The 22,264-nt window shown below is 38.3% G+C and carries 22 protein-coding genes; 20 read left to right on the top strand and 2 right to left on the bottom strand.

Annotated features, from left to right (window positions below; genetic code table 11):
* The first annotated feature begins 96 nt into the window (after positions 1-96).
* The 12 genes from RGF10_RS21255 to RGF10_RS21200 all read left to right on the top strand — a co-directional run bounded on the left by RGF10_RS21255 (position 97) and on the right by RGF10_RS21200 (position 10,053).
* Positions 97-1,467, top strand: a complete 1,371-nt coding sequence (locus RGF10_RS21255; RefSeq protein ID WP_318505579.1) for a rhodanese-like domain-containing protein — start codon at positions 97-99, stop codon at positions 1,465-1,467.
* Positions 1,468-1,541: 74 nt separating this feature from the next.
* Positions 1,542-1,955: a hypothetical protein gene (locus tag RGF10_RS21250; RefSeq protein WP_318505577.1), complete on the top strand. Its 414-nt coding sequence runs from the start codon at positions 1,542-1,544 to the stop codon at positions 1,953-1,955.
* Positions 1,956-2,063: 108 nt separating this feature from the next.
* Positions 2,064-2,210: a hypothetical protein gene (locus RGF10_RS21245; RefSeq protein ID WP_318505575.1), complete on the top strand. Its 147-nt coding sequence runs from the start codon at positions 2,064-2,066 to the stop codon at positions 2,208-2,210.
* 25 nt (positions 2,211-2,235) lie between these two features.
* On the top strand, positions 2,236-3,408 hold the full coding sequence (locus tag RGF10_RS21240; protein ID WP_318505574.1) for a TVP38/TMEM64 family protein: 1,173 nt from the start codon (positions 2,236-2,238) through the stop codon (positions 3,406-3,408).
* The gene (locus RGF10_RS21235) at positions 3,408-4,427 is read left to right on the top strand and encodes a lysylphosphatidylglycerol synthase transmembrane domain-containing protein (protein WP_318505572.1); all 1,020 of its coding nucleotides are present in this window, start codon (positions 3,408-3,410) and stop codon (positions 4,425-4,427) included. Before RGF10_RS21240 ends, RGF10_RS21235 begins: the two co-directional genes overlap by 1 nt.
* Positions 4,424-5,176, top strand: a complete 753-nt coding sequence (locus RGF10_RS21230; protein WP_318505570.1) for a glycine/sarcosine/betaine reductase selenoprotein B family protein — start codon at positions 4,424-4,426, stop codon at positions 5,174-5,176. Before RGF10_RS21235 ends, RGF10_RS21230 begins: the two co-directional genes overlap by 4 nt.
* On the top strand, positions 5,177-5,407 hold the full coding sequence (locus tag RGF10_RS21225) for a hypothetical protein (protein WP_318505568.1): 231 nt from the start codon (positions 5,177-5,179) through the stop codon (positions 5,405-5,407). It abuts the gene before it with no gap.
* A complete protein-coding gene (locus RGF10_RS21220) occupies positions 5,404-6,675 on the top strand; it encodes an ABC transporter substrate-binding protein (RefSeq protein WP_318505566.1) in 1,272 nt (423 codons plus the stop codon). The genes RGF10_RS21225 and RGF10_RS21220 overlap by 4 nt, the downstream gene beginning before the upstream one ends.
* Positions 6,659-7,561: an ABC transporter permease gene (locus RGF10_RS21215; RefSeq protein WP_318505564.1), complete on the top strand. Its 903-nt coding sequence runs from the start codon at positions 6,659-6,661 to the stop codon at positions 7,559-7,561. The genes RGF10_RS21220 and RGF10_RS21215 overlap by 17 nt, the downstream gene beginning before the upstream one ends.
* A complete protein-coding gene (locus RGF10_RS21210) occupies positions 7,549-8,367 on the top strand; it encodes an ABC transporter permease (protein WP_318505563.1) in 819 nt (272 codons plus the stop codon). The genes RGF10_RS21215 and RGF10_RS21210 overlap by 13 nt, the downstream gene beginning before the upstream one ends.
* Positions 8,364-9,386: an ABC transporter ATP-binding protein gene (locus RGF10_RS21205; protein ID WP_318505561.1), complete on the top strand. Its 1,023-nt coding sequence runs from the start codon at positions 8,364-8,366 to the stop codon at positions 9,384-9,386. Before RGF10_RS21210 ends, RGF10_RS21205 begins: the two co-directional genes overlap by 4 nt.
* Positions 9,387-9,459: 73 nt before the next feature.
* Positions 9,460-10,053 carry a CDP-alcohol phosphatidyltransferase family protein gene (locus RGF10_RS21200; RefSeq protein WP_318505559.1) on the top strand — a complete coding sequence of 198 codons (594 nt, stop codon included), beginning with the start codon at positions 9,460-9,462 and terminating at the stop codon, positions 10,051-10,053.
* A gap of 52 nt (positions 10,054-10,105) precedes the next feature.
* On the opposite strand, the gene RGF10_RS21195 is transcribed toward RGF10_RS21200, so the two are convergent.
* Entirely contained in the window at positions 10,106-10,990 is an 885-nt protein-coding gene (locus RGF10_RS21195; RefSeq protein ID WP_318505557.1) for a selenium metabolism-associated LysR family transcriptional regulator, read from the bottom strand.
* Positions 10,991-11,194: 204 nt separating this feature from the next.
* On the opposite strand from RGF10_RS21195, the gene speE reads away from it, so the two are divergent.
* On the top strand, positions 11,195-12,064 hold the full coding sequence (speE, locus tag RGF10_RS21190; protein WP_318505555.1) for a polyamine aminopropyltransferase: 870 nt from the start codon (positions 11,195-11,197) through the stop codon (positions 12,062-12,064).
* 28 nt (positions 12,065-12,092) lie between these two features.
* On the opposite strand, the gene RGF10_RS21185 is transcribed toward speE, so the two are convergent.
* Entirely contained in the window at positions 12,093-12,773 is a 681-nt protein-coding gene (locus RGF10_RS21185; protein WP_318505553.1) for a hypothetical protein, read from the bottom strand.
* A 231-nt stretch (positions 12,774-13,004) separates the two neighbouring features.
* Here RGF10_RS21185 and RGF10_RS21180 point away from each other — a divergent pair, with 231 nt between their 5' ends.
* Genes RGF10_RS21180 through RGF10_RS21150 form a run of 7 tightly spaced genes read left to right on the top strand, consistent with a single transcriptional unit; the run spans position 13,005 to position 21,964 of the window.
* Entirely contained in the window at positions 13,005-15,617 is a 2,613-nt protein-coding gene (locus RGF10_RS21180; RefSeq protein WP_318505552.1) for a putative amidoligase domain-containing protein, read from the top strand.
* A 19-nt stretch (positions 15,618-15,636) separates the two neighbouring features.
* Positions 15,637-15,870 carry a hypothetical protein gene (locus RGF10_RS21175; protein WP_318505550.1) on the top strand — a complete coding sequence of 78 codons (234 nt, stop codon included), beginning with the start codon at positions 15,637-15,639 and terminating at the stop codon, positions 15,868-15,870.
* Positions 15,871-15,880: 10 nt separating this feature from the next.
* On the top strand, positions 15,881-17,053 hold the full coding sequence (locus RGF10_RS21170; RefSeq protein WP_318505548.1) for a UDP-N-acetylmuramoyl-tripeptide--D-alanyl-D-alanine ligase: 1,173 nt from the start codon (positions 15,881-15,883) through the stop codon (positions 17,051-17,053).
* A gap of 20 nt (positions 17,054-17,073) precedes the next feature.
* Positions 17,074-18,594 (top strand): phosphoenolpyruvate mutase, encoded by a 1,521-nt coding sequence (gene aepX, locus RGF10_RS21165; protein WP_318505546.1) that lies wholly within the window; start codon positions 17,074-17,076, stop codon positions 18,592-18,594.
* Positions 18,591-19,721 carry a phosphonopyruvate decarboxylase gene (aepY, locus tag RGF10_RS21160; protein ID WP_318505544.1) on the top strand — a complete coding sequence of 377 codons (1,131 nt, stop codon included), beginning with the start codon at positions 18,591-18,593 and terminating at the stop codon, positions 19,719-19,721. Before aepX ends, aepY begins: the two co-directional genes overlap by 4 nt.
* Positions 19,714-21,570, top strand: coding sequence for a 2-aminoethylphosphonate aminotransferase (locus RGF10_RS21155; RefSeq protein WP_318505542.1), 1,857 nt, complete (start codon positions 19,714-19,716; stop codon positions 21,568-21,570). Before aepY ends, RGF10_RS21155 begins: the two co-directional genes overlap by 8 nt.
* Positions 21,554-21,964 carry an NUDIX hydrolase gene (locus tag RGF10_RS21150; protein WP_318505540.1) on the top strand — a complete coding sequence of 137 codons (411 nt, stop codon included), beginning with the start codon at positions 21,554-21,556 and terminating at the stop codon, positions 21,962-21,964. Before RGF10_RS21155 ends, RGF10_RS21150 begins: the two co-directional genes overlap by 17 nt.
* Positions 21,965-22,264 lie beyond the last annotated feature (300 nt).

Here is a 22,264-nt window from a genome sequence, read left to right as displayed (position 1 = left end):
ATAAGTTATTAGCGTTTCTATAGATAAGTTGTATTTATATTAGAATATCATTTTTTTATAATTAAATGGTATCTAACTATAGAGAGGAATGGCAACATGGTGAAAACTCGTAAAGGACTACAGGTTTTTATACTATTAATCGGATGCTTGTTGTTATTGTCAGCATGTGGAAATAACGATAAAGCAGATGATAGCAAAAAACAAGAAAACAATGTGTCAGCTGATGTGGAAAAGATTAGTACAGATGATTTGAAGTCAAATCTGGAAAAGGAAGACTGGATTATTGTTGATACAAGATCCAATGATGCTTTTAATGGCTGGCCATTAGATGGAGTGAAAAGAGGAGGCCATATTGAAGGTGCGGTTGATTTTTCAGCAGAATGGTTAAATGTTGAGCAAGAAAAATTAGATGAAAAGCTTCAACAACTTCTGAAGGATAAAAAGATTACAAAAGATAAAAATGTTGTTCTTTATGATGCGAATGGAAAAGATGCCGTGGAAGTTGCTGACTTTTTAGCAGAAAATGGCTTCGGTAAATTATATCAATATAATATTAAAGATTGGGCAGCGAAGGCTGAATTACCAATGGAAAGCTACCCTAATTATGAAATGCTTGTTCCAGTTTCATGGGTGAATGAAGTCATCAAAAAGGATAATGACGGAAAATCATACAAAATTTTTGAAGCAAGCTGGGGTGAGGAAGCTCCAGATTATAAAAAAGGACATATTCCTGGAGCTGTACACATCAACACCGATGAAGTAGAAGAAGGACCAGTTTGGAATCGATTAAAGGATGCGGAGCTAGAAAAATTCGCGCTGAAAAATGGGATTACCGCAGACACAACTGTTATTCTATATGGAAGTGACTCAATGCCAGCTTTCCGTGTGGCTGTAATTTTAAAGTATATGGGTGTTAAGGATGTAAGAGTTGTTAACGGCGGGTATAGTGCTTGGGCAAATGCCGGATTTGATGTAGAAACAAAAGAAAATGCGAAGGAATCTGTAGCCTCCTTTGGAGTGAAGGTACCTGCCAACCCAGACTATATTATCGATTTAGCTGAGGCAAAAGAGATTGCTGCAGATGATAATAAAACAAGTACTCTGGTGGATATAAGAAGCTGGGATGAATTCATCGGAAAAACTTCCGGATATGACTATATTAAACCAAAGGGTCGTCCAGCTGGTTCTGTATGGGGACATGCTGGTTCTGACAATAGCAATCTTGAAGATTTCCGAAATATCGATTACACGATGCGGAATGGGTCGGAAATCAAACAAATGTGGGAAAATGATGGAATCAATCTTGAAAACCAGCTCGCTTTCTATTGTGGAACAGGCTGGAGAGCTGCAGAAGTATTGTTCTATGCTGATGTTTTAGGATTGAAAAATATAACCTTATATGATGGCGGTTGGAATGAGTGGAGTATGGATCCTTCCAATCCAGTTGAAACAGGGGAACCAAAATAATCTTAATATTCGAGTGAAAGGACAATATGATATAAGTTATATTGTCTTTTCTTCTTACTAAAGGAGGTGGTTGAATGGTTAAAAATAAAATGAGGTCCATCTTTAATATGGCACTTTCAATCCTCCAAATGGTTATAATTTCAGCGGTGGTTTTATTAGAAAGATATTCAACTCAGAAAATGGGGGTTGCAAGGTATTTAACTTATAAAAAGATGTGGTTTGAAAACAAGATGTTTACACCTTCACTCAATCATCTATACCTTTTCATTTTTATTTTAGGCGTTGCCATATGTTTAGGGAATCTAGTAAGACGTTTTAAAAGAAATGGGAAAACAGGATTATTTTTGGTTGCCATAGTAGCAAATATCATCGGTGTGATTATATTACTGTTCAATACAGAATTAGCAGCCTATCACTTCTTTTTATTAGTCATCATGGCAGTCGTAGTAATTCAATATGTAAAAGCATTTATTATAAGTACAAAATAGGAAACACTTTAAGCCAGCAAAGCACTGGGGGACAGACCCTCTAGCGTTGCACGAATTGAGGAAACTATGACACTCAAAGTCAAAAGATGACAGGCTGCAACATGTGCTTTGATTCTTGTCCAGGCAGGTATTACTTCAAATGCCTCTCACATAGTTGACACATTTGATGGTGGCCTTGCAGAATTCCGTGGTAATCCAGACTTGTTACCTGCAGATGGCAGTCCAGTTGTGTTAATGTATTCAATCTTACAATAGAAAGAAATAGAGGTGGGAAAGAAGCATGGAACAAGTATTAAGCGGAGTAATCCATTTTTTTGCGGCTGTGTTCCTGTTTTTTATAGTCGGAATGGCATTATCCCTCTTAATGATTCAAAGTCAGTTCGTCGATATGCGTTTTGACAGCGAAATGATGATAACCGTTATGACTGTAACGGGCATATGGGTTTATTTTGCAAGGGTGTTTATGAATGCAAGCTCAATTGCGTTATGGGAAAAAAAACGTATAAGCACTATCTTATCTATTGTTAGCATTGCCGTAGTGTCAATCAGTATTGTTAACGAAAAAAGTATCGCTATCTCGCCAGCTTATTTGGCAAGAAAAGCTCTATTTTTAGAAAACAGCTTAACGCTTAGCAGTATGAACACGTACTTAATTGTTGGTCTCATTATGGGCTTCATCATGCTCCTTTTGGCTCATAAATATCCAATTACATTAAACAAGCATACAAAAATGGAATGGAATCGCCTTTCTCGCGGGAGCCGGATTGGGATGATATCACTTTTTATCTTTTTATCCCTATTTTTTCTAATCTATTTAGGTCAAGGCGGCCCTCACGATACGATTAATCATTCTGTTAGCTATCTGAAAAATGCCGATGTTGAAGGCTTCTGTGACTATTTGTTATCATTTGGACCATTAGCTGCAGTTGTGTCGGGCTTGATAATGGTGTTTCAATCAGTTATTGCACCACTTCCAGCTTTCGTTATTACATTTGCTAATGGACTCCTTTTTGGGTGGTTCTTTGGGGCGATCCTTTCCTGGGGTAGTGCAATGTTAGGTGCAGTCCTTTGCTTCTATCTTGCTAAATTTTTTGGTCGTCCGGTGGTTGAAAAAATCGTAACAAAAAGAGCACTGGAATGGTGGGATCAGTTTTTTGCGAAGTATGGAAAACACTCGATTTTTATTGCCAGACTACTGCCGATTGTCTCGTTTGATTTAGTTAGCTATGCGGCTGGTGTTACATCTGTTTCATTTTGGCAATTTTTCTGGGCAACTGGTTTAGGACAACTGCCAGCAACAATTCTATACTCCTATCTTGGACAAAATGCGACTAACACGGTGAAAATCCTATTCTTCTTGTTCACGATTATCGTTGCATTAGCCGTGATTGGCATGCTGTTACGACCGAAACACAGCAAACTCATCGCTAACAAAAGAGGAGCTAAGAGCTAATGGAGGCTGAAATCTCTGAACAAAAACATTTATTTCGACCAAAGCTCAAAATGTTTATTCGATTAGTAATCAGTGGTAGTTTGATTACTTGGCTCATTTATAAAATTCAGTGGGAAAGTGCCCTCCAGTTGATGAAGGGGGGCAACCTTGTTTTTTTTATCGCAGCCTTTATTGCAATTCAGTTAACGGTAGCTTCAAGTGTTTGGAAATGGCAGCTCCTTGTTCATTCATCCTTGAAAGATAATGAAAGACATGACACCTCCTACTTTAAATTGTGGCGATATTACTATATTGGGCTGTTTTTTAATAATTTTATGCCAGGCAGTATTGGTGGAGATGCTATGCGTATTTTTTATTTAGGGAAAAGGGTTGGGATGCCACAAGCTACAGCCTCTGTTGCATTTGAACGACTAACGAGTGGCATTGCATTAACAGTGATTGTTTTAATCTCATCCCTATTTATGGAGAGTGTCCGACCGTTCATGCTTCCTATTTTTGTTGTCGTTTCTATAATAGTTGTGATGATGGTCATTCTAAGTTGGTGGATGAAGCGACAGACGCTACAAGTCGATAGTGGATTAGTAGGAACTGATGACAACCAAGCTAATCGTCTATTAGTAGGGATAAATAAAGTAATACAAGCCTTATGCAGAATAGGAAATGAAGCGGAGAATTACCATTATCAAGGCCGGATATGGTGGCTTATTATTGGGGTTCTATCATTGCTGTTCCAGATTGGACTCGCCTGGATTAATAGGCTATTATTTTTAGGATTTGGCATAGTCCTTCCGTGGCTTGATTTAATCGTAATTATATCGCTCATTTCCTTTATAACGATGCTTCCAGTTAGCTTAAATGGTATGGGAGTGCGTGAAACATGCTATATTTTATTCTTTAAGGAACTAGGTGTACCAGATGAAATTGCCGTGGCTGTTTCATTATTGTTTTTCATTCAGGTGACTATTTCAAGCTTAGGCGGTGGTTTATTTTTGCTTTTTGAAAGGAGGAATCCCAATTGAAGCTTTCAGGGAATCGCTTGATCGAATCGATTGTAGCTCAAAAAGCAAAGCATATGGTTTATCCAATTAAAGGGGATATTCCACTCCAAAAGTTTGAAAAAGACCCAAAGGAAGCCGTGTTTGCTCTCATCACAACATCTGGTGTTCATTTGAAAACCCAGCCAATCTTTGATGTAGAAGCAGGAGACGCAAGTTTACGCTACATTCCAGCCGATGTCAGTAAGGATCAGCTGATGATCAGCCATACCCATTTTGATCGGACAGATGCGGATGAAGATATCAATTGTGTCTTTCCTTTGATTAGTCTAAAAGAATTAGAAGCTGAGGGTATGATTGGGGGAGTAGCATCGACCCATTATGGCTTAATGGGTTATATTCCGAATACAAAACCGCTTGTCGATGAAACAATTCCTCTTATTTTGAAAAGACTTAAAGAAGAAGCAGTTGACGCCGTCATCTTAAATCCTGGCTGATATATATGTCATCAATCCGTGGGATTGATTCAATATGAGATTGAAAAAGCGGGGATTCCTACCATATCAATTACCCATCTAGTTGATTTAACGGAAAAAGTGCGTGTTCCAAGAGCACTGCATCTTCGGTTTCCTCTTGGCCGTAGCTTTGGCAGAGCTTTCGAGGAAGACATCCAAAGACAAATTTTATTGGATTGTATTCATTATTTAAGAGAAATCAATCAGGCAGAAACGATTATGAAGCTCCCTTATAAATGGAAAGGACGTAAAAGGTAAATGAAACAAGATACTGCAGTGAAATGGCAAAAAATTGTATGGCATTTTAGATGGATGCTACTGCTATTACTAATGATTTACAATCTGTATTTCTTCTTTACAGCTTTTCAGCTCGACAAATGGCTGATGGTTCACGGCTTTTTACTGGCTTTTTATGTTTTTCTAGGATTATGGGAGAATTACTTTACGTGTATATCGAGCTGTTCGATTAAAGAAAGGAGCATGGAATGAAAAAGCTAAAGCTAAAGCGTAGTTTGAGTTTATTACTTATAGTATTACTGGCATTTGTAGGTGGCTGTTCATCTAAAGAAGAAAACCAACAAACATCGAATAAACAAACAGAAAAGAGCGAGAACGTATTCAATCAAAACTGGGATCAAATTGTAAGCGAAGCAAAAGGGAGTACAGTCAATTTTTACATGTGGGGAGGGGATGAAGGAATTAATGCCTATATCGACGAATATATCGCTCCGAAGCTAAAGAAGGAATATGAAATTGAAGTGAAACGCTATCCAATGGATGCAACTGAATTTATTAATAAGCTTCTTTCCGAAAAAAAGGCCAATAAAGCAACAGGTGAGATGGATGTATTGTGGGTAAATGGAGAAAATTTTAAAACAGCTAAGGAAAAAGACCTGCTGCTTGGTGCTATTACAGAAAAATTACCGAACTTTAAAGAGTATGTAGATGATGATAGCCCGCAGGTGCAATACGATTTTGGTTTTCCAACTAAGGGTTATGAGGCTCCATGGGGAAAGGTCCAATTTGTGTTTAGCTATGATTCTAGTAAAGTAGCAAGTCCACCTAAATCAATGGATGAGCTCGAAAAATGGGTTAAAGAAAATCCAGGCAAATTCACCTATCCTGCACCACCTGATTTTACAGGCAGTGCGTTTATCCGTCACGTGTTAAATGAAAAAAGCGAAAACTATTCTGAGTATCTAAAAGAATATGATGAATCATTAATGGAGAAAGATGCCAATAAAATGTGGGATTACCTCAATAAAATCGAACCTTACCTTTGGAAGGAAGGAAAATCGTATCCACAATCTTTGGCTCAGCTTGACCAGCTTTATAAAAATGGTGAAGTTTGGATGACGATGGGGTATGATGAAGCAGGAGCATCGAATCTTATTGCCAGCGGTGAATTTCCCAAAACGACAAAAACCTTCGTTTTAGAAAAAGGAACATTGTCTAATACCCATTTCTTAACTGTTCCGTTCAACTCACCAAATCCAAGTGGTGCACTTGTATTGATCAATTATTTATTATCTCCTGATGCACAACTTGCGAAAATGGACTTAAAATATTGGGGCGAAAATACGTCTTTATCGGTGGAACGTTTACCAGAAAAATATAAACAAAAGCTTACACAAATTGATCGAGGCTCGGCAACACTGCCTGAAGAGGAATTAATGAAGCATCGAATTCCTGAAATTGGGGCAGATTATGTTCAATTGCTTGAACGAGGTTGGATGGATTATGTATCAAAAGAATAAAGTCACAAATTTTTTAAACAAATATAAAGGGCTGTTGGGAATCCTACCAGCCTTTTTATTTGTTTTATTCTTTTTTGGCGGCGGCTTTTTCAGATCGCTGTTGATCAGCTTCGGAATTGAATCCGAATTCTATGGGAATGGTCAATTTGCGAGTGCCTACAAGGAATTAATCGACCCAAGTTTTTTAAGTTCCTTCCTGGTAACTGTTGGAATCGCGCTTATCATTTCCCTTTTGTCAGGAATCATCGGTTTGGTAACGGCGCTTTTACTCGCGGCCTCTTCATCAAAAAGAACATGGATTCATGTTATCTTGCAGCTCCCGTTTGGTGTACCCCACCTACTAGCTGGTTATATGCTGATGCAAGCGTTTATGCAAACTGGCTGGTTTTCACGAATTGCCTACTCTATGGGCTGGATTGACTCGTTTGAACAATTTCCTGAGCTTGTCCATGATCAATTTGGAATCGGTGTTATCTTGGCCTATATGTGGAAGGAAATCCCGTTTATTGTTTTATTAACCTACCCCTATTTATTAAAATTAATCAATGAATGGAGGGAAACTGCGAATGGATTAGGTGCCAGCTTTTCGCAAATGATTCGCTGGGTCATCGTTCCACTTGTGATGCCCTTGTGGGTAGGAGGAATGTGGGTAGTGTTTGCCTTTGCTATCGGAGCATACGAGATACCTGCACTACTAGCAAGAACATCGTTACGATTTGTTCCGGTTATCGCGTGGCAGGAATACACTCAATTTGGTCTAGAGCGACAACCAATGGCAATTGCGATGAATATAGTACTGGCGATGATCTCACTGTTGATTGGCATCATCCTTATTTATCTGCAAATGAACTGGTATCGAAAGGGGCGAAGAGGATGGAGAGACTAGCAATATTAAAAAAAATCCCGATTTGGTTGTACTTTAGCATCGTTAGTTTTTTCCTTGTTCTTCCTTTCTTGTCGATTATTATATGGAGCTTTACCAAGCTATGGCCGTGGCCAGCCTTGATTCCAGATGTCATGAATAATGATTCATGGACTTACCTTTTTTCACCATCCGGCAAGGCAGTAGTAGGTTTAATCAATAGTGTGACTGTTGCTTTCATTACCGTGTTCGGATGTGTAGCGCTAGGCTTACCGGCAGCTAGGATCCTTAGTCAAAAGCAATTCTTTGGCAAAGGCTTTGTGTTTATCACGCTTCTATGTCCGTTGTTTATCCCATTAACTGTATCGGTCATGGGATTGTATGATGTTACGATTCGATTAAAGTTTCTCAATGAATATTTATGTGTAGCAATTGCCCATATTCTCGTTACGTTACCATACTTTATTGCGATGGTTGCCTATCAGTATAAGCTGCTCGGCTTAAGTCAGCAAGAAGCAGCGCGCAGTTTGGAAGCCGGCTTTTGGCAAATCATATTTTGGATTGAATTGCCCCAGATTCTTCCGGCTCTTTTATTGTCGTGTTTGTTCGTGATAATTATTTCGTTTTGTCAGTATTTACCTACATGGATTATGAGTGGAGGAACGCTGCTGACGCTACCGTTAATTATTTTTCCATTTGCCTCAAGCAGTAATACCTCGATGGTATCGGCCTATAGCATTTGGCTGTTTATCCCAATTATGGCTTTTGTCCTTGTTTATTTTCTGCTTTTAGCAAAATTACATCATCGAAAAGAGGGGGTGAAGTCATGATTCTGAAGGAGATAAGTATGACCTATGGAAAGCAAATGATTATCGAAAAGTGTGATTTGCAAATTGCTGAAAGTGAAATATTTGTGTTAATGGGACCATCAGGCAGCGGAAAATCGACGTTGCTAAAAGGAATTGCTGGATTAGTACCTTTAGCGGCTGGAACAATATCCTGGAAAAATGGAAAGGGAACAACAGGGCTTGTTTTTCAGGAGCCACGTCTTTTTCCTCATATGACGGTTATTGAAAATTTGACATTTGGTCTCCGGGCAAAAGGAATACCAGTGAAAGAACGAACAATGAGAGCACAAGAGTATTTAAAAATTTTGCAGCTTGAAGGATTGGGAAATCGCTATCCTCATCAGCTTTCAGGAGGTCAGCAGCAGCGTGTCTCGTTAGGGAGGGTACTCGTAATGAAACCAGATTTGCTGCTATTAGATGAGCCCTTTTCATCATTAGATACACCACTTCGGAAACAACTAACAGAATGGATGTATCAGCTTCAAAGGAAGCAAGGATTTTCGATTCTTTGGGTTACGCACTATATAGATGAGGCTTATTCTGTAGCAGACAGGGTTGGTGTTATGATGGATGGGGAAATTCTGCAAACAGGTAAACCGCTTGATTTTTATCATGCTCCAGCTTCAGAAAACATTGCTGCATTTTTTTCGTTAACAAATCGTTTTCACTTACAAAGCTGGCAACAATGGTTTCAAAGCTCATTGTACACATATGAAACTAAAGAGATGGGTTGGATCCAGGCGAATGCTTTAAAAATCCGAACTAAATGTAATCATGCGGAGACAATAAAAACGGTAGATCAAAACGATCCAGACATAGTTTGGCGAGAAGGAATCGTTACTCGAGTAAAGCATGAACCAAAAGGAAATATTGTTTTAATAGAAGCTGCTGGAATCACATTGGCGGTTGAACTGGCAGTTTGGGACGGCCTTCCGAATATTCAGGATCATATCGAAGTCGGCGTCCCTCCAAATAAAATCATTTGGTACCCAAGTGGATGATGTAGAGATAATCTAAATATAGGAACTATATGGATAGAATAATTGTTTAATTAAAGGAAGAGGTGTGGCGAAAATGCTAGATACACATGGACGTGCACTTGTCCAACCATCGATTCAGTCGACCGCTCAATTTTTCTTGAATCGAGGCTTATCTGCTAATCAAGTAACAGTTATGGCCTTTCTTGTCGGTGTATCTGCAAGTATGCTCATATACTATGATATGCCGATTTTCGGTGTCATCGTTCTTTGGATTTCAGGTTTTTTAGATGCTGTTGATGGGAGCATGGCCAGACAAAGTAAAACGACCTCAGCATGGGGAACGGTACTTGATGTCACCTTTGATCGGGTTGTGGAGACTGGGATTTTACTCGCCCTAGCGTTAAAGTATCCAGATCCAAAAATCCTATTTCTGTTTTTGATATTAGCGATTTCGATCATTTTTACAATGACAATCTTTTTGACCGTTGGGGCTGTATCAGACAAGCAGAGTATGAAATCATTTTATTATCAGCCTGGTCTGGCTGAACGGACAGAAGGTTTTATTTTATTTTCATTTTTAGCCCTGTTTCAGAATCAGCTAGTCCTATGGACAATCGTTTTCATAGTTGTCGAAATCGTAACAGGATTACAAAGACTGCTTGAAGCCCGGAGAATTTTAAAAGACTAAAAAACAGTACAATTCCTTGCGAATCAGGAATTGTACTGTTTTTTTGTGAGCATTAAAGCCATTTTGAAACTTGGTCAATAAATAATTTTGATGTCAGGGATAGTGTTTTATTTTTGTTATAAACGAGATAAAAATAGCGTTCCTCATTAAAATTTTCAATTTCATAAAGGTTAATAAGCTTTTTGGCCTCATAATCCTTAGCAACAATTTCAGAAACAATCGAAATGCCAACATTTTGAATGACAAACTGAATCAGGCTTTGGCCATCATCGGTGTAGGCAATAATATTTAGATTATCTTTTGAAATCTGATGGCTTTTAAGTGACTTTTCTAAAATTGATTGAGTTCCCGAATCGGCATGTCTCATGATAAATGGCAGATGTAAAATATCGCGAATACAAACAGGACTGTTAAGGTCTGTTTCGGTAGAGGTAATGAGGACTAATTTCTCTTTTAATAATGGGATGTAGTGCAACCGATCATTTTCGTATTTTTCTCCTAAAACAGCAAAATCTACTGAGCCATTTAAAACTTGTTCAGCTACAAGCTTGGAGGAGGATTGGTTAATATCAAACGTCACCTTAGGAAATTCATCACGAAACCGTTTGACCATCCGCGGTAAAATAAATTGTCCAGGTACGGAACTGACTGCGATTCTCATAATCCCTTGGAATTCCGCCATACCGGAATTTAAATCAAGTAACGCTTGATCCTTCATTAATAATATCTTTTGGGCCCAAACGTACAAGCGCTCTCCATATGGTGTGGGAATACTTTCACGACCTATCCGATCAAACAGGTGAACATTTAGCGTTTTTTCTAATGTTTGGATGTGTGAACTCACAGTCGATTGGCTCAAAAAAACAGCATCTGCAGCCTTCGAAAAACTTTTATGCTCTACTACTTTTGTAAAAACGTAAAGCTGATGAAAATCCATTTATGTTCTCCTTCTTTATTGTGATAATCAATGGATAGTTATAGAAATAATAAATATGTCTATTTTTAGAATAACATTAATTATTCACTAAATAAAAGGTATTACTAAAGATTCTGTGGTCTTAGTAAATATGTGCACTTGAATGATATCAAGGCTTGTAGCATTTACATACTCTATATTAAAAACATGGAAGGGGGTGGGAACATGTCCGAGCGGAAAGGTTTTAAAAAAGATGATAATGGTGTCTTATGGATATCGAATTATGTAGCCAATGCAAAATTAAGAATACACTATAAGGTGAAGGATTTACTCGATTATAAAAAATCAGAATTTCAGCAAATTAGTATTGTTGATACAGCTGGATTCGGAAGAATGTTAGTGTTGGATGGGACCCCACAAATCTCCACTGCGGATGGGTTTATTTATAATGAGATGATTAGTCACGTTCCGATTGTGACGCATCCTAATCCAAAGAGGGTTGCGATGATAGGGGGTGGTGATTGTGGGAACGCACGTGAAACGATGAAATACAAAGACATTGAAAAAATTGATGTCGTGGAAATTGATAAGCACGTGATTGAATTATGTCAAAAATGGTTAACACCCACGACTGCATATGAAAATGATCCGAGACTTCACATGATTTTTGATGATGGCTATGAATGGATACAAAAGCAAGATGGTGCTTATGATGTTCTGTTAATTGATCGTCCCGATCCAGTTGGGCCAGGAAAGAAGTTGTTTAGTTCAGACTTTTATAAGTTTGTATACAATGCTCTTTCTGAAGATGGTGTAGTTGGATTTCAATCAGGATCACCCTTTTATAATCAATCGACATTAAAAAGAACGGTTAATAGCCTACGAGAGCTATTCCCGGTAGTTCGTACTTATATAATGACCATACCACTTTTCCCATGTGGATTATGGAGTTTTACGATTGCTTCCAAGAAACATGATCCAATTACTGCAGACCTCAGCAAATTGCAGGATATGGATACAAAATACATTTCCAAAGAGATATTTTTAGCTTCATTTGTTTTACCAAGGTATATTCAGGATCTTCTGGGGGAATAAGCTGATTTACGTTATTTTGTACAAGCTTTTAAAGTGAATTGGTTACGAAATGAGTTTGAAAGTCCTGCATAATATTAGCAAATAAAATACTCAGCTCAGATAAGTATTTCCTACGAATCGTTTTAGATAGCTCAATTTGAAAGGAATGGAAGTGCTGACCGTAACCTGTATAACCGTTCTGATCACCATGTCGATGAGCATTGATTGATTCATTCCCTTTGAATTTATTGTCGAACACAATCATTATTTCTGGGGAAATATGTAGAGCTCCTTCCTTTACTTTCTCTTTTAACCATGTACTAACCTCAGGTGAACAGGATTGTCCGCGTTGAGTTCCAATTTCCATCGCCATCGGACCATAATTTATATCCTTCATTCCATGAAAAGAGAAGTGCAAGTATGGAGTCGTAAGTTTATTATCTAAATCAACGATGTGCAGATAATGTAAGATGTCATTGATTGCTTTGCGATATTCTGCAACGCCAGCTTGGTTATCATGATTTGGAATACGATTAAGGTCACAATCTAATCTTGAAACTGTACTAATAATCCCAGCACATCCCACCTGCTTAATGAGCATTTCAACCAATTTATCTGTATATTTATCGGCGGCAGGGGGGGTTGCGTGTAAAGCATCGACATGACCACAAATAAAGCCTTTGCCTTTATGATATTTCACATAGGATTTTAAAATATACGGAATGACCATAAACATACCTCCAAATCCTCTATCAAACATTTGCTTAATGATTAATTAATGCCAAAGAATAGAATAAGTGCATTTTGGCAAACGAAAAAGTTTGCCATTTTTAATTTTTATCCAATAAAAAAACTATCGTGAAACATCTAACCCGTTTCATAATATATTAATAATTAACTGGTTATTGTAAAAACTAGGAAGTTGGCTTACGTGACTTTCTACAAATTGGGGGTTATACATATGGAATTGACGGGAAAGCGATTCTATATGGTAAAAGACACAGAGCAATTGCTTCAAATTCTACTTTTGAATAATGTACCATGTATTGAACTTGTTGATCCAAAAAGATGTAAGTTTCCTATCATCGGAAGAAAGTTTGGCGACCATAACGGAAAAGATGTGACGATTATCCATTCCAAGGAGCAAGCAGAAAGCGAGGATATAGATTTTTTTACAAAAATGTATGCAATTGGATCAGAATACATGTTAGAAATTGAGGGACTATCTGTAAAAGGTGTTCAAATGGCTGTTGGCGACCAGGTTATCTTCCATGATATACAAATTCGTACAAAAGCATTTGGGTGGAAATGGACGCGGGTAGACAAAAGTACTATTCCGGCTGAGTGGTGCTCAGCTGCGATACGAGCACTATATGTGACGGGACTAAGCAATGGTTTTGTGAAGCTTGGGGTATTAAACAATGAATCTATCATTATTACTGACATTAACCCAGCTGATACCACTTATCGCGAACCTGAATTTACACCAAAACGATCGTTTACAATGGGGGCAGATATTGAGTTTATGCTAAGTCATGATGATGAGCTTTTACCTGCATCCACCTTTTTCTCATCAGGTGGAGAGATAGGGTGTGATGAGAGACAAATTGAACAGGATAGTGGAGATTATGCATTAATTGAAATTAGACCTGAAAAAGCTGATACACATCTGCAACTGTTCGAACATCTTAAAAATGTGATAAAAAAAGCATCTGAAATGATTCCTTACGAAAATGTACAATTCAGGGCTGGAAGTATGCCCTTTACAGGATATCAGTGTGGGGGACACATTCATTTTGGGATGGATGTATCACTATCCTTGCTTCGAGCCCTGGATCAATATATGGCCATTCCGTTTGCAATGATTGAAAATCCAAAAACAGCAAAGCTAAGAAGAAGAACCAATCATGGAGGCTTGGGTAGATTTCGGGAAAAGCCTTATGGATTTGAGTATATCTCATTAAGCTCTTGGATACTCGATCCTAAATTATCGCTTGGAATTTTAAGTTTAGCAAGACTCGTTGCGGAAAATTATCAAGAATTACCGAATCTCTTTTTGTTTGACCCTATCATTCAACGCGCCTACTACAATGGGAACTCTGTGTTCCTAAAGGAATTTTGGCCAGAAATAAAGGGGAATTTAGTAAAAACATCTAGTTATCACAAATTTGAGAGTGAGCTTCAATTTTTATTTGAGGCAATTGAAGAAGGCTATCCATATTCAGAAGCGAGTGACATCCGCCTTAATTGGGGTCTTACTATATCAACACAGCAATATAGTCGTGGAATGGTAGTCTTAATTCCGAAGAAAACAAGATTGAAGTACGGTCTAAAAGAAGGAGAGACCACTTATATTCGAGCAGGAAATCGAATTTCTCAAGCGATAGTGCGCCCTTATCCATTTTCTTTCCGTAATTCAAACATGGTACAGCTTTCAAGGGAACTTCGTGAGAAATTATCTGTCCCTGCCGGATGGAATCCGAAAATCACATCTGAAAATGGAGTGATTTCGCTCGGACCGATTATTGGCATTCTTGCACTTCGGCCTTTTGATCGCCAAACAACGTATTTTCATCACCTTGAACGACTTGCTACAGATAAGCAAATGCTTATTTACATGTTTGAACCAAAGGACATTGATTGGGAAAAACAAATGATTAAAGGTGAAACCAGTTATGGTGAAGGGCTTTTTCCATTTCCAGCTGTTATCTACGATCGTTTAGTAACTGGAAAAAACCAAAAAGTCGATGAGATTCGTGCTAAGCTTCAATATTCCTGCCATATTCCCTTTATTAATCCTACCAAGCTATCCATTCTCACTCGTAACAAATGGGAAACTCATCAACTACTAATCAATGAATATGAACAATATTTGCCCAAAACTTGTCTATTAGAAAATCCAGTTGAATTAACCATGATGCTAAATCAGTATGGCGAGATTTACCTAAAGCCAGTCGGTGGCTCCTTGAGTAAGGGAGTTATTCGTGTCATCAGGCGCCCAACCGGAATACTGTGGATGAATATTAAACAAAAGCAAACCCATACACTTCAAAGTATAGAAGAGCTTGAGCAAACAGTCAGCACTTTAATAAATGAAAGACCTTATATTATTCAGGAAGGGATAAGGCGAAAGCAGTACAATGGAAAAAATCTCGAAATTAGAGTCTATATGCAAAAAAACGGACAGCAAAGATGGTTTCGAACAGGAATGGTGACACGACTAACTACAGAGGACGTAATGACAGAAGAGACGGAATTAAATCTTCGAATCAGCAAGGTGTTCAATCAGTTATATATCGACCCAAATGAGCGTAGAGCGATGACATTAATGTTAGGCAAGATTGCTCGGAATATAGTAACAACAGTAGAACATAAAATCGGAACTTTTGGGGAAATGGCCGTTGACTTATGCATAGACCAATATAATTCAATTAAACTCCTTGAAATTAATTCAAAACCCGATAATCTTTTTTCACAAATAGGAGCATATCAACTACGGAATTTAGCTGGAGTCCGACTCCTAAATTACGCGGCATCATTAGCTGGATATGAGGGTGAGGATTTTAAAGTATAAAATGGCGAGGTGATTTCAAATGAAAAGCTTAAGCCTTGAAGAAATACTAGCACAGATTGGTAAATATATCGTTCACGGTCAAGGAGACCAAAACCTAATCATTAAAAGGGCAATGGATTGGACTTCCAAAGAAATCGACGACCATACTTTGGTCTTTCATATGGACCATGAAAGAATTAGAGGTAAGTCCTGGAAAGATAATAAAGCGATTGTGATCATCACAGATAAGCCAGAGCTTTGTACCGGCTCTTAGCAATGAAATAGTGCTGATTGAGACGGAAGATTTAGATGCAGCCTACTGGAATTTTATTGAGTATTATCGTGGGATGTTTGATATCCCAGTCATTGGAGTCACTGGGACTTGTGGGAAAACAACGACCAAGGAAATGATGAAGCAAATCCTCCAAGATGATTTTAACGTTAAGGCGACGTGGAAGAGTATGAATTCAATGTCAGTTAATTTGCGATATGTGACCGGGATAAATGAGGATACGGAGGTTGCCGTCTTTGAAATGCCAGTCGCCTATCCGGGCTATTTAAGAGTAGCCTGTAGGGCCTTTAAACCACAAATTCGAATTCTTCTAAATATCGGGGTTCACCATTTGGCCGATTGTGAAACACCTGAGATTTATATGAAAGCGAAAGGGGAAATCGTCGAAGGTCTTGATCGTGAGAATGGCATCTTGATCCTGAATGCTGATGATGAAAATATTAAAAAGGTGATTGATCCACAACCATATAAAAATGTTATCTATGTGGGAAAGGATCAAAAGTCGCATTATAAAATTGAGAAATCTCACTTTGGTACCGGTGGCATGAACTTCACTTTTAAACATGATGATCAGAGCTACCATGCCTTTGTTCCGGGTTATGGAGAACACAATGTATACAATGCTTTAGCAGCTATCGCCGCAGTTTCATATGTGGGAATAACGATTCCTACTGCTATTTCAAGACTTTCGTCATTTAAACAAGTGAAATCGCATTTAGAATTAAATAATGGCGTATATGGATGCACCGTGATCGATGATACTTGGAATTCCGCTCCGCTTTCAATGATTTCGGCACTTCAAGTGTTGAAAAATGTTTCAACTAATAAGAAATCGATTGCCCTCTTAGGCTATATGCCGCAGTTAGGGAGTGGGACACATGCTTTTGAACAATATAGTGAAATGGGAAAAGCGGCATTTGAGGCAGATATCGATCTCTTGGTTATTGTTGGTGAAAAAGCGCGTGTAATCGGAGAATCTGCATTAAAACTAGGGTACCCGCAAGATAAGCTTTATTTTTGCGAAACGGGTGAAGAAGTGTTTGAGGTCATCGAACCACACCTAAAGGATGATACAAATGTTCTTCTTAAGGTTACCCATCGCGTTATGAAAAAACCAAGCTTTCAAGAGCTTAGAAAAAAACTAATCCCAGCTGAGGATAAGTGAAAAATCAAGGAGAGTAGGCCATGAAGAAAACAACTCAACTTAGGAACTTAATCACAAGTAAACCGCTTGAATTCATCATGGAGGCACATCATGCTTTGTCTGCCAAAATCGTGGAAGAAGCTGGCTTTAAGGGAATTTGGGGCAGTGGATTATCGATATCAGCCTCTATGGGTGTTCGCGATAATAACGAAGCCTCATGGACTCAAGTTTTAGATGTTTTGGAGTTTATGAGCGATGCAACCTCCATTCCCATTTTACTAGATGGGGACACAGGGTATGGGAATTTTAATAATGCGCGGAGATTGGTAAAAAAGCTCGAGCAACGCCAAATCGGTGGTGTCTGCATTGAGGATAAAATTTTTCCGAAAACGAATTCTTTTATTAAAGGGGAAGCGCAGCCACTAGCTGATATTGATGAATTTAGCGGAAAAATCAAAGCAATGAAGGATAGCCAGCACGATGACGATTTTGTTGTCGTTTCTCGTGTTGAGGCCTTTATTGCCGGATGGGGTCTAACGGAAGCGTTAAAACGGGCAGAAGCCTATCGCCAGGCAGGAACAGATGCCATCCTTATGCACAGTAAGCGGTCAGATTTAACTGAAATTGAGGCATTTATGAAGGAATGGGCTGGCAGGCTTCCAGTTGTAATCGTGCCGACTAAATACTATTCGGTACCGACAAATCGTTTCCGTGAATTGGGAGTAGGTCTTTGTATCTGGGCCAATCACAACCTCCGAGCCTCAATTAAGGCCATTAAACAAACAACTAGTCAAATTTATCAAGATGAAAGCCTCGTTAATGTAGAGAAGAATGTTACTCCATTAGAGGAAGTGTTTCGCCTTCAAGGCGCTGAAGAGCTAGCCTGTGCAGAACAAATCTACTTGAATACCGCTAGCAAAAATCATAACTCGATTATTCTTGTCAGACGCGTAGAAGCAGAGCCACTCATTACTGAACAAATGAATGGTCTCAAGGAGTATGGTATGAGTGATATCGTAAAAATTGGGGTTGGAACGAATGGTTTAGACGGGACAGATATAAAAACGGATGAAGGCGAACTAACTGGATTATACAAAGCTCGTGAGAAATTTGGGGAGAATACGTTAATCAGCTATGGTGAAATGATTTATAAGCCACACCTTCTTAGTGAGCTTGTGGAAGATCAAGGTGATATTACAATCATTGTCGATCCAGACTATGATAAACAACAAAACGGGAAAAACCTTGTCACTACCCAAAGTCCCTATTCAAAAATGCTTTATTCAAAAAATGTTGAATTGATTAATATGACCCAAGCTACAGCAGATGAAAACATTCATGGTGAATTTATTGGCCTTTGGAAAGTATCGGGAAATGGTTCCAAGGTAATAAAGGCAGCATTGGAAGAACTATCTAAGCGAGATGATTTCAAAGATCTTACGCTTTGTGATCTATTTAATCATGTTCAACCCATCCATCAAATTTATGTAAAATATGTTAAAGGCTCATGGCTTGACCTTGACACATATAATGTAATTCAAAATACTGGTGAACAATCATGATCGATACAAAAGATTTTGGATCTGAACTTAAGAAACGAGGCTTTGAGTTTTTTAGCGGTGTTCCGTGCTCCTATTTAAAAAATCTAATAAATTTTGCGATTAATGATTGTGAATATGTAATGGCAACTAATGAAGGAGATGCGGTTGCCATCGCAGCTGGTGCCAATTTAGCTGGAAAAAAATCTGTCGTGTTAATGCAAAATTCAGGTTTGTCTAATGCAACCTCCCCTCTAATTTCTCTCACTTATCCATTTCAAATTCCAATTCTAGGTTTTGTCAGTCTTCGCGGGGAACCCGGACTTAAAGATGAGCCACAGCATGAGCTAATGGGGAAAATTACTTCAGAAATGCTTTCTGTCATGAAAATTCAATGGGACTATCTTTCCGCTGATTTTACAAAAGCACAAAAACAATTGGATCAAGCTAACCAATGCATTGAAAGAAATGAATCCTTTTTCTTTGTTGTAAAAAAAGGAACTTTTGACACGGTCATACTTCAAGAACAGCCAATTGAGAAAAAAAGCAATGCAAGAAAGCAAATAAAAAGTGCTGAGGATGACCTACCAACGAGATATGAAGCTTTATCGGTAATCAACTCCTTAAAGGATGAACAGACGATTCAACTGGCAACGACAGGTAAGACCGGCCGCGAATTGTATGATCTTGAGGATTCGGAACACAACTTATATATGGTCGGTTCGATGGGCTGTATTAGCTCACTTGGTTTAGGTATGGCAATGGCAAAACCTAATAAATCCATTATTGCTATCGATGGAGATGGAGCCTTATTAATGAGACTTGGAAATTTAGCAACAATTGGGTCTTATTCGCCGCCTAATTTACTTCACATCCTCTTCGATAACCATAGTCACGATTCAACTGGTGGTCAGCAGACGGTATCCCCTAATGTCCATTTTACGGACATTGCAGCTGCATGTGGTTATTACAATGTGATCTATGCACATAATCTTGATGAACTGGTATCAGCGATTGAAAACTGGAAGCTTGATCAAAAGCTAACTTTTATTTATTTAAAAATAGCGAAGGGTTCAAAAAAAGAATTGGGGAGACCTAAAATGAAACCTTACGAAGTGAAAAAAAGATTGCAGGTGTTTTTGAGTGATTAAAACAGCCGTCATTTTAGCAGCCGGGTTAGGCAGTCGGATTCGGGAACGAAGCGGAGAACATCCGAAAGGATTTTTGCAGCTTGAAAATTGCTCTATTATTGAGCTATCGATTCTGAATTTGCTTGAGGCTGGAATGACTAAAATTTATCTTGGCACAGGCTATAAGAAAGAGGATTACGAGCAGCTTGCTCAAAAATATCCACAAATTCAGTGTGTCCACAATCCGAAATACGCTTCGTCTGGAAGCTTGTACACCCTTTATCAGTTTAAAAATGTGGTCCAAGAAGACTTTCTTCTTTTAGAATCTGACTTAATTTATGAAAAAAAAGCATTAAGCGAAATCATTAATCATGAAAAGACAAATGTTATTTTAGGGAGCCAATTTACCAATTCTGGTGATGAAGTATTTATTGAAGTTGATGAGACAGGACAGCTACTGCAAATGTCAAAAGATAGAGCAGTATTAAATCGTATATATGCCGAATTAGTAGGAATTACAAAGCTTTCTTATCGCTCTTTTCAACAGCTTTGTCGTCTAGTCGAGAAGTGGATTGCAACAAATATTAAGATTGATTATGAACAGGGACTGATTTCATTAGCAAAAACTGAGGAAATAGCGGTTTTTAAACATGACAATTTGGCTTGGTGTGAGGTTGATGACGAACAGCATTGGATAAGAGCAGTTTCGGTTGTTTACCCTATCATCAAAGCTCGAGAACAGGTTCGACAATCAATTAAACGAAATTGTTTATTAAATCCTGGCCCAGCAACAACGACTGATACGGTCAAATTTGCTCAGGTTGTACCCGATATATGTCCAAGAGAAGAGGAATTTGGCGATATTATGGAAACCATCTCGACCGAGCTAACACTACTAGCAGGTAGCCCGGACCAGTACACGACTGTTCTATTCGGAGGATCAGGTACAGCTGCTGTTGAAGCAATCATAAGCTCGGTTATTTCGGAGCAAGAGCTGCTTGTAATTGTTAATAATGGAGCTTACGGGAAGCGGATGTGCCAAATGGCCGAAATTTATGAGCTGAATTTTATTGAATTTAGAAGTGCACCAGATGAGCCCCTTAATATTTCGGATTTGGAAGCTTTTATTAATGACAAGCCGGATAAAATAGCCTATCTTGCTATTGTTCATTGCGAAACAACAACAGGTTTGCTTAATCCGATTATAGAAGTTGGTAACCTTTGCCAAAAATATAAACTTTCGCTAATTGTGGATGCCATGAGTTCGTTTGCTGCTATTCCAATCGATTTAAAGCAAATGAACATTAGCTACTTAGCAGCTAGCTCTAATAAAAATCTCCAAGGTATGGCCGGCGTATCGTTTGTCATCGCAAACAAGGATCATTTAGAGAAAACAGCGCAAATTAAACCAAGAAACCTCTATTTAAATTTATATGAACAGTACCGCAGCTTCGTTCAAAATCGGCAAATGCGGTTTACACCACCAGTCCAAACCTTGTATGCATTAAAGCAAGCAATAATTGAAACAAAATGGGAAGGAATTCCGAGAAGGTATGAACGTTATTCACGTTCTTGGGAAACATTAATCAAGGGCGTAACCCGCCTTGGACTCAACTATATTGTGCCGAAATCAAGTCATTCAAAAATTATTACCTCGATTATTGAACCGGAGCAAAAAGGTTATCATTTTCTCGATATGCACAATTTCTTTTACGAAAAAGGCTTTACGATTTATCCTGGTAAGCTCGATCAGCGCAATACCTTTCGTGTCGCGAATATAGGAGAGATCACCTATAAGGATATGGAACGTTTCATCGACCTGCTTGAAATCTATTTAAATGGATTAAAAGGTGGTGATTCAAATTCATAGTCATAGTTTAGCTGTTGCTGTAATGGTATTGGATGATGACGACAACATTCTACTGGTAAAAAGCTTTAGAAGAGGATGGGAATTTCCTGGTGGTTATGTTAATCGAGGAGAATCGATAAAAGCTGCGGCTATTAGAGAAGTGAGGGAAGAGTCTGGGCTAGATATTCAGTTAAAACGGACTTTAGGAGTAGAGCATGATATGAATCGGTCCGTTTCAGTGTTTGTGTTTGAAGGAAAGATGATTGGCGGAACACTTGCTACTTCCGCTGAAAATGATGCTGTAAGTTTTTTCACGTATGATGAGGCAATGAGCAAAATTACATTAAAAAATTTTAAAGATCGTTTATTTAAATGTATTAATGAAAACGAAACACCTTACATCATTGAAATGTGAAAAGCGGATATCATAATTGAGAATATCATCAACAGTTTATCAGGTAATTTTTTTATCCACAATATCCACAACCTCTGTGTGTGTTTAAGCAACGTTTATCCACATGCATGAGCCAGAAGTGAGTACTTCAATACAGGATTTCTTAAAAAATATCCACATTATAAACAGTATTGTGGATAAGGCTGTGCACAATTCACTAAATTGTGAATAAAAAATAAATTATAATAATACAAAAGAAACCGGGTGATTACCCGGTTTTAATTTTTTGGCAAATTCTGCAGTTTCCTTGTGGATAAAGCA

This window comes from Bacillus sp. T3, assembly GCF_033449965.1.
Classification (GTDB): Bacteria; Bacillota; Bacilli; order Bacillales; family Cytobacillaceae; genus Bacillus_BU.
The sequence above is the reverse complement of the archived record's forward strand: the minus strand, read 5'-3'. Positions and strand labels throughout refer to the sequence as shown.

What these genes read in the sequence shown, in the direction of transcription:
- RGF10_RS21255 (WP_318505579.1), top strand. Translation starts at nt 97, where the DNA reads ATGGTGAAAACTCGTAAAGGACTACAGGTTTTTATACTATTAATCGGA.
- RGF10_RS21250 (WP_318505577.1), top strand. Translation starts at nt 1,542, where the DNA reads ATGGTTAAAAATAAAATGAGGTCCATCTTTAATATGGCACTTTCAATC.
- RGF10_RS21240 (WP_318505574.1), top strand. Translation starts at nt 2,236, where the DNA reads ATGGAACAAGTATTAAGCGGAGTAATCCATTTTTTTGCGGCTGTGTTC.
- RGF10_RS21235 (WP_318505572.1), top strand. Translation starts at nt 3,408, where the DNA reads ATGGAGGCTGAAATCTCTGAACAAAAACATTTATTTCGACCAAAGCTC.
- RGF10_RS21225 (WP_318505568.1), top strand. Translation starts at nt 5,177, where the DNA reads ATGAAACAAGATACTGCAGTGAAATGGCAAAAAATTGTATGGCATTTT.
- RGF10_RS21220 (WP_318505566.1), top strand. Translation starts at nt 5,404, where the DNA reads ATGAAAAAGCTAAAGCTAAAGCGTAGTTTGAGTTTATTACTTATAGTA.
- RGF10_RS21215 (WP_318505564.1), top strand. Translation starts at nt 6,659, where the DNA reads ATGTATCAAAAGAATAAAGTCACAAATTTTTTAAACAAATATAAAGGG.
- RGF10_RS21210 (WP_318505563.1), top strand. Translation starts at nt 7,549, where the DNA reads ATGGAGAGACTAGCAATATTAAAAAAAATCCCGATTTGGTTGTACTTT.
- RGF10_RS21205 (WP_318505561.1), top strand. Translation starts at nt 8,364, where the DNA reads ATGATTCTGAAGGAGATAAGTATGACCTATGGAAAGCAAATGATTATC.
- RGF10_RS21200 (WP_318505559.1), top strand. Translation starts at nt 9,460, where the DNA reads ATGCTAGATACACATGGACGTGCACTTGTCCAACCATCGATTCAGTCG.
- RGF10_RS21195 (WP_318505557.1), bottom strand. Translation starts at nt 10,990, where the DNA reads ATGGATTTTCATCAGCTTTACGTTTTTACAAAAGTAGTAGAGCATAAA.
- speE (WP_318505555.1), top strand. Translation starts at nt 11,195, where the DNA reads ATGTCCGAGCGGAAAGGTTTTAAAAAAGATGATAATGGTGTCTTATGG.
- RGF10_RS21185 (WP_318505553.1), bottom strand. Translation starts at nt 12,773, where the DNA reads ATGGTCATTCCGTATATTTTAAAATCCTATGTGAAATATCATAAAGGC.
- RGF10_RS21180 (WP_318505552.1), top strand. Translation starts at nt 13,005, where the DNA reads ATGGAATTGACGGGAAAGCGATTCTATATGGTAAAAGACACAGAGCAA.
- RGF10_RS21175 (WP_318505550.1), top strand. Translation starts at nt 15,637, where the DNA reads ATGAAAAGCTTAAGCCTTGAAGAAATACTAGCACAGATTGGTAAATAT.
- aepX (WP_318505546.1), top strand. Translation starts at nt 17,074, where the DNA reads ATGAAGAAAACAACTCAACTTAGGAACTTAATCACAAGTAAACCGCTT.
- aepY (WP_318505544.1), top strand. Translation starts at nt 18,591, where the DNA reads ATGATCGATACAAAAGATTTTGGATCTGAACTTAAGAAACGAGGCTTT.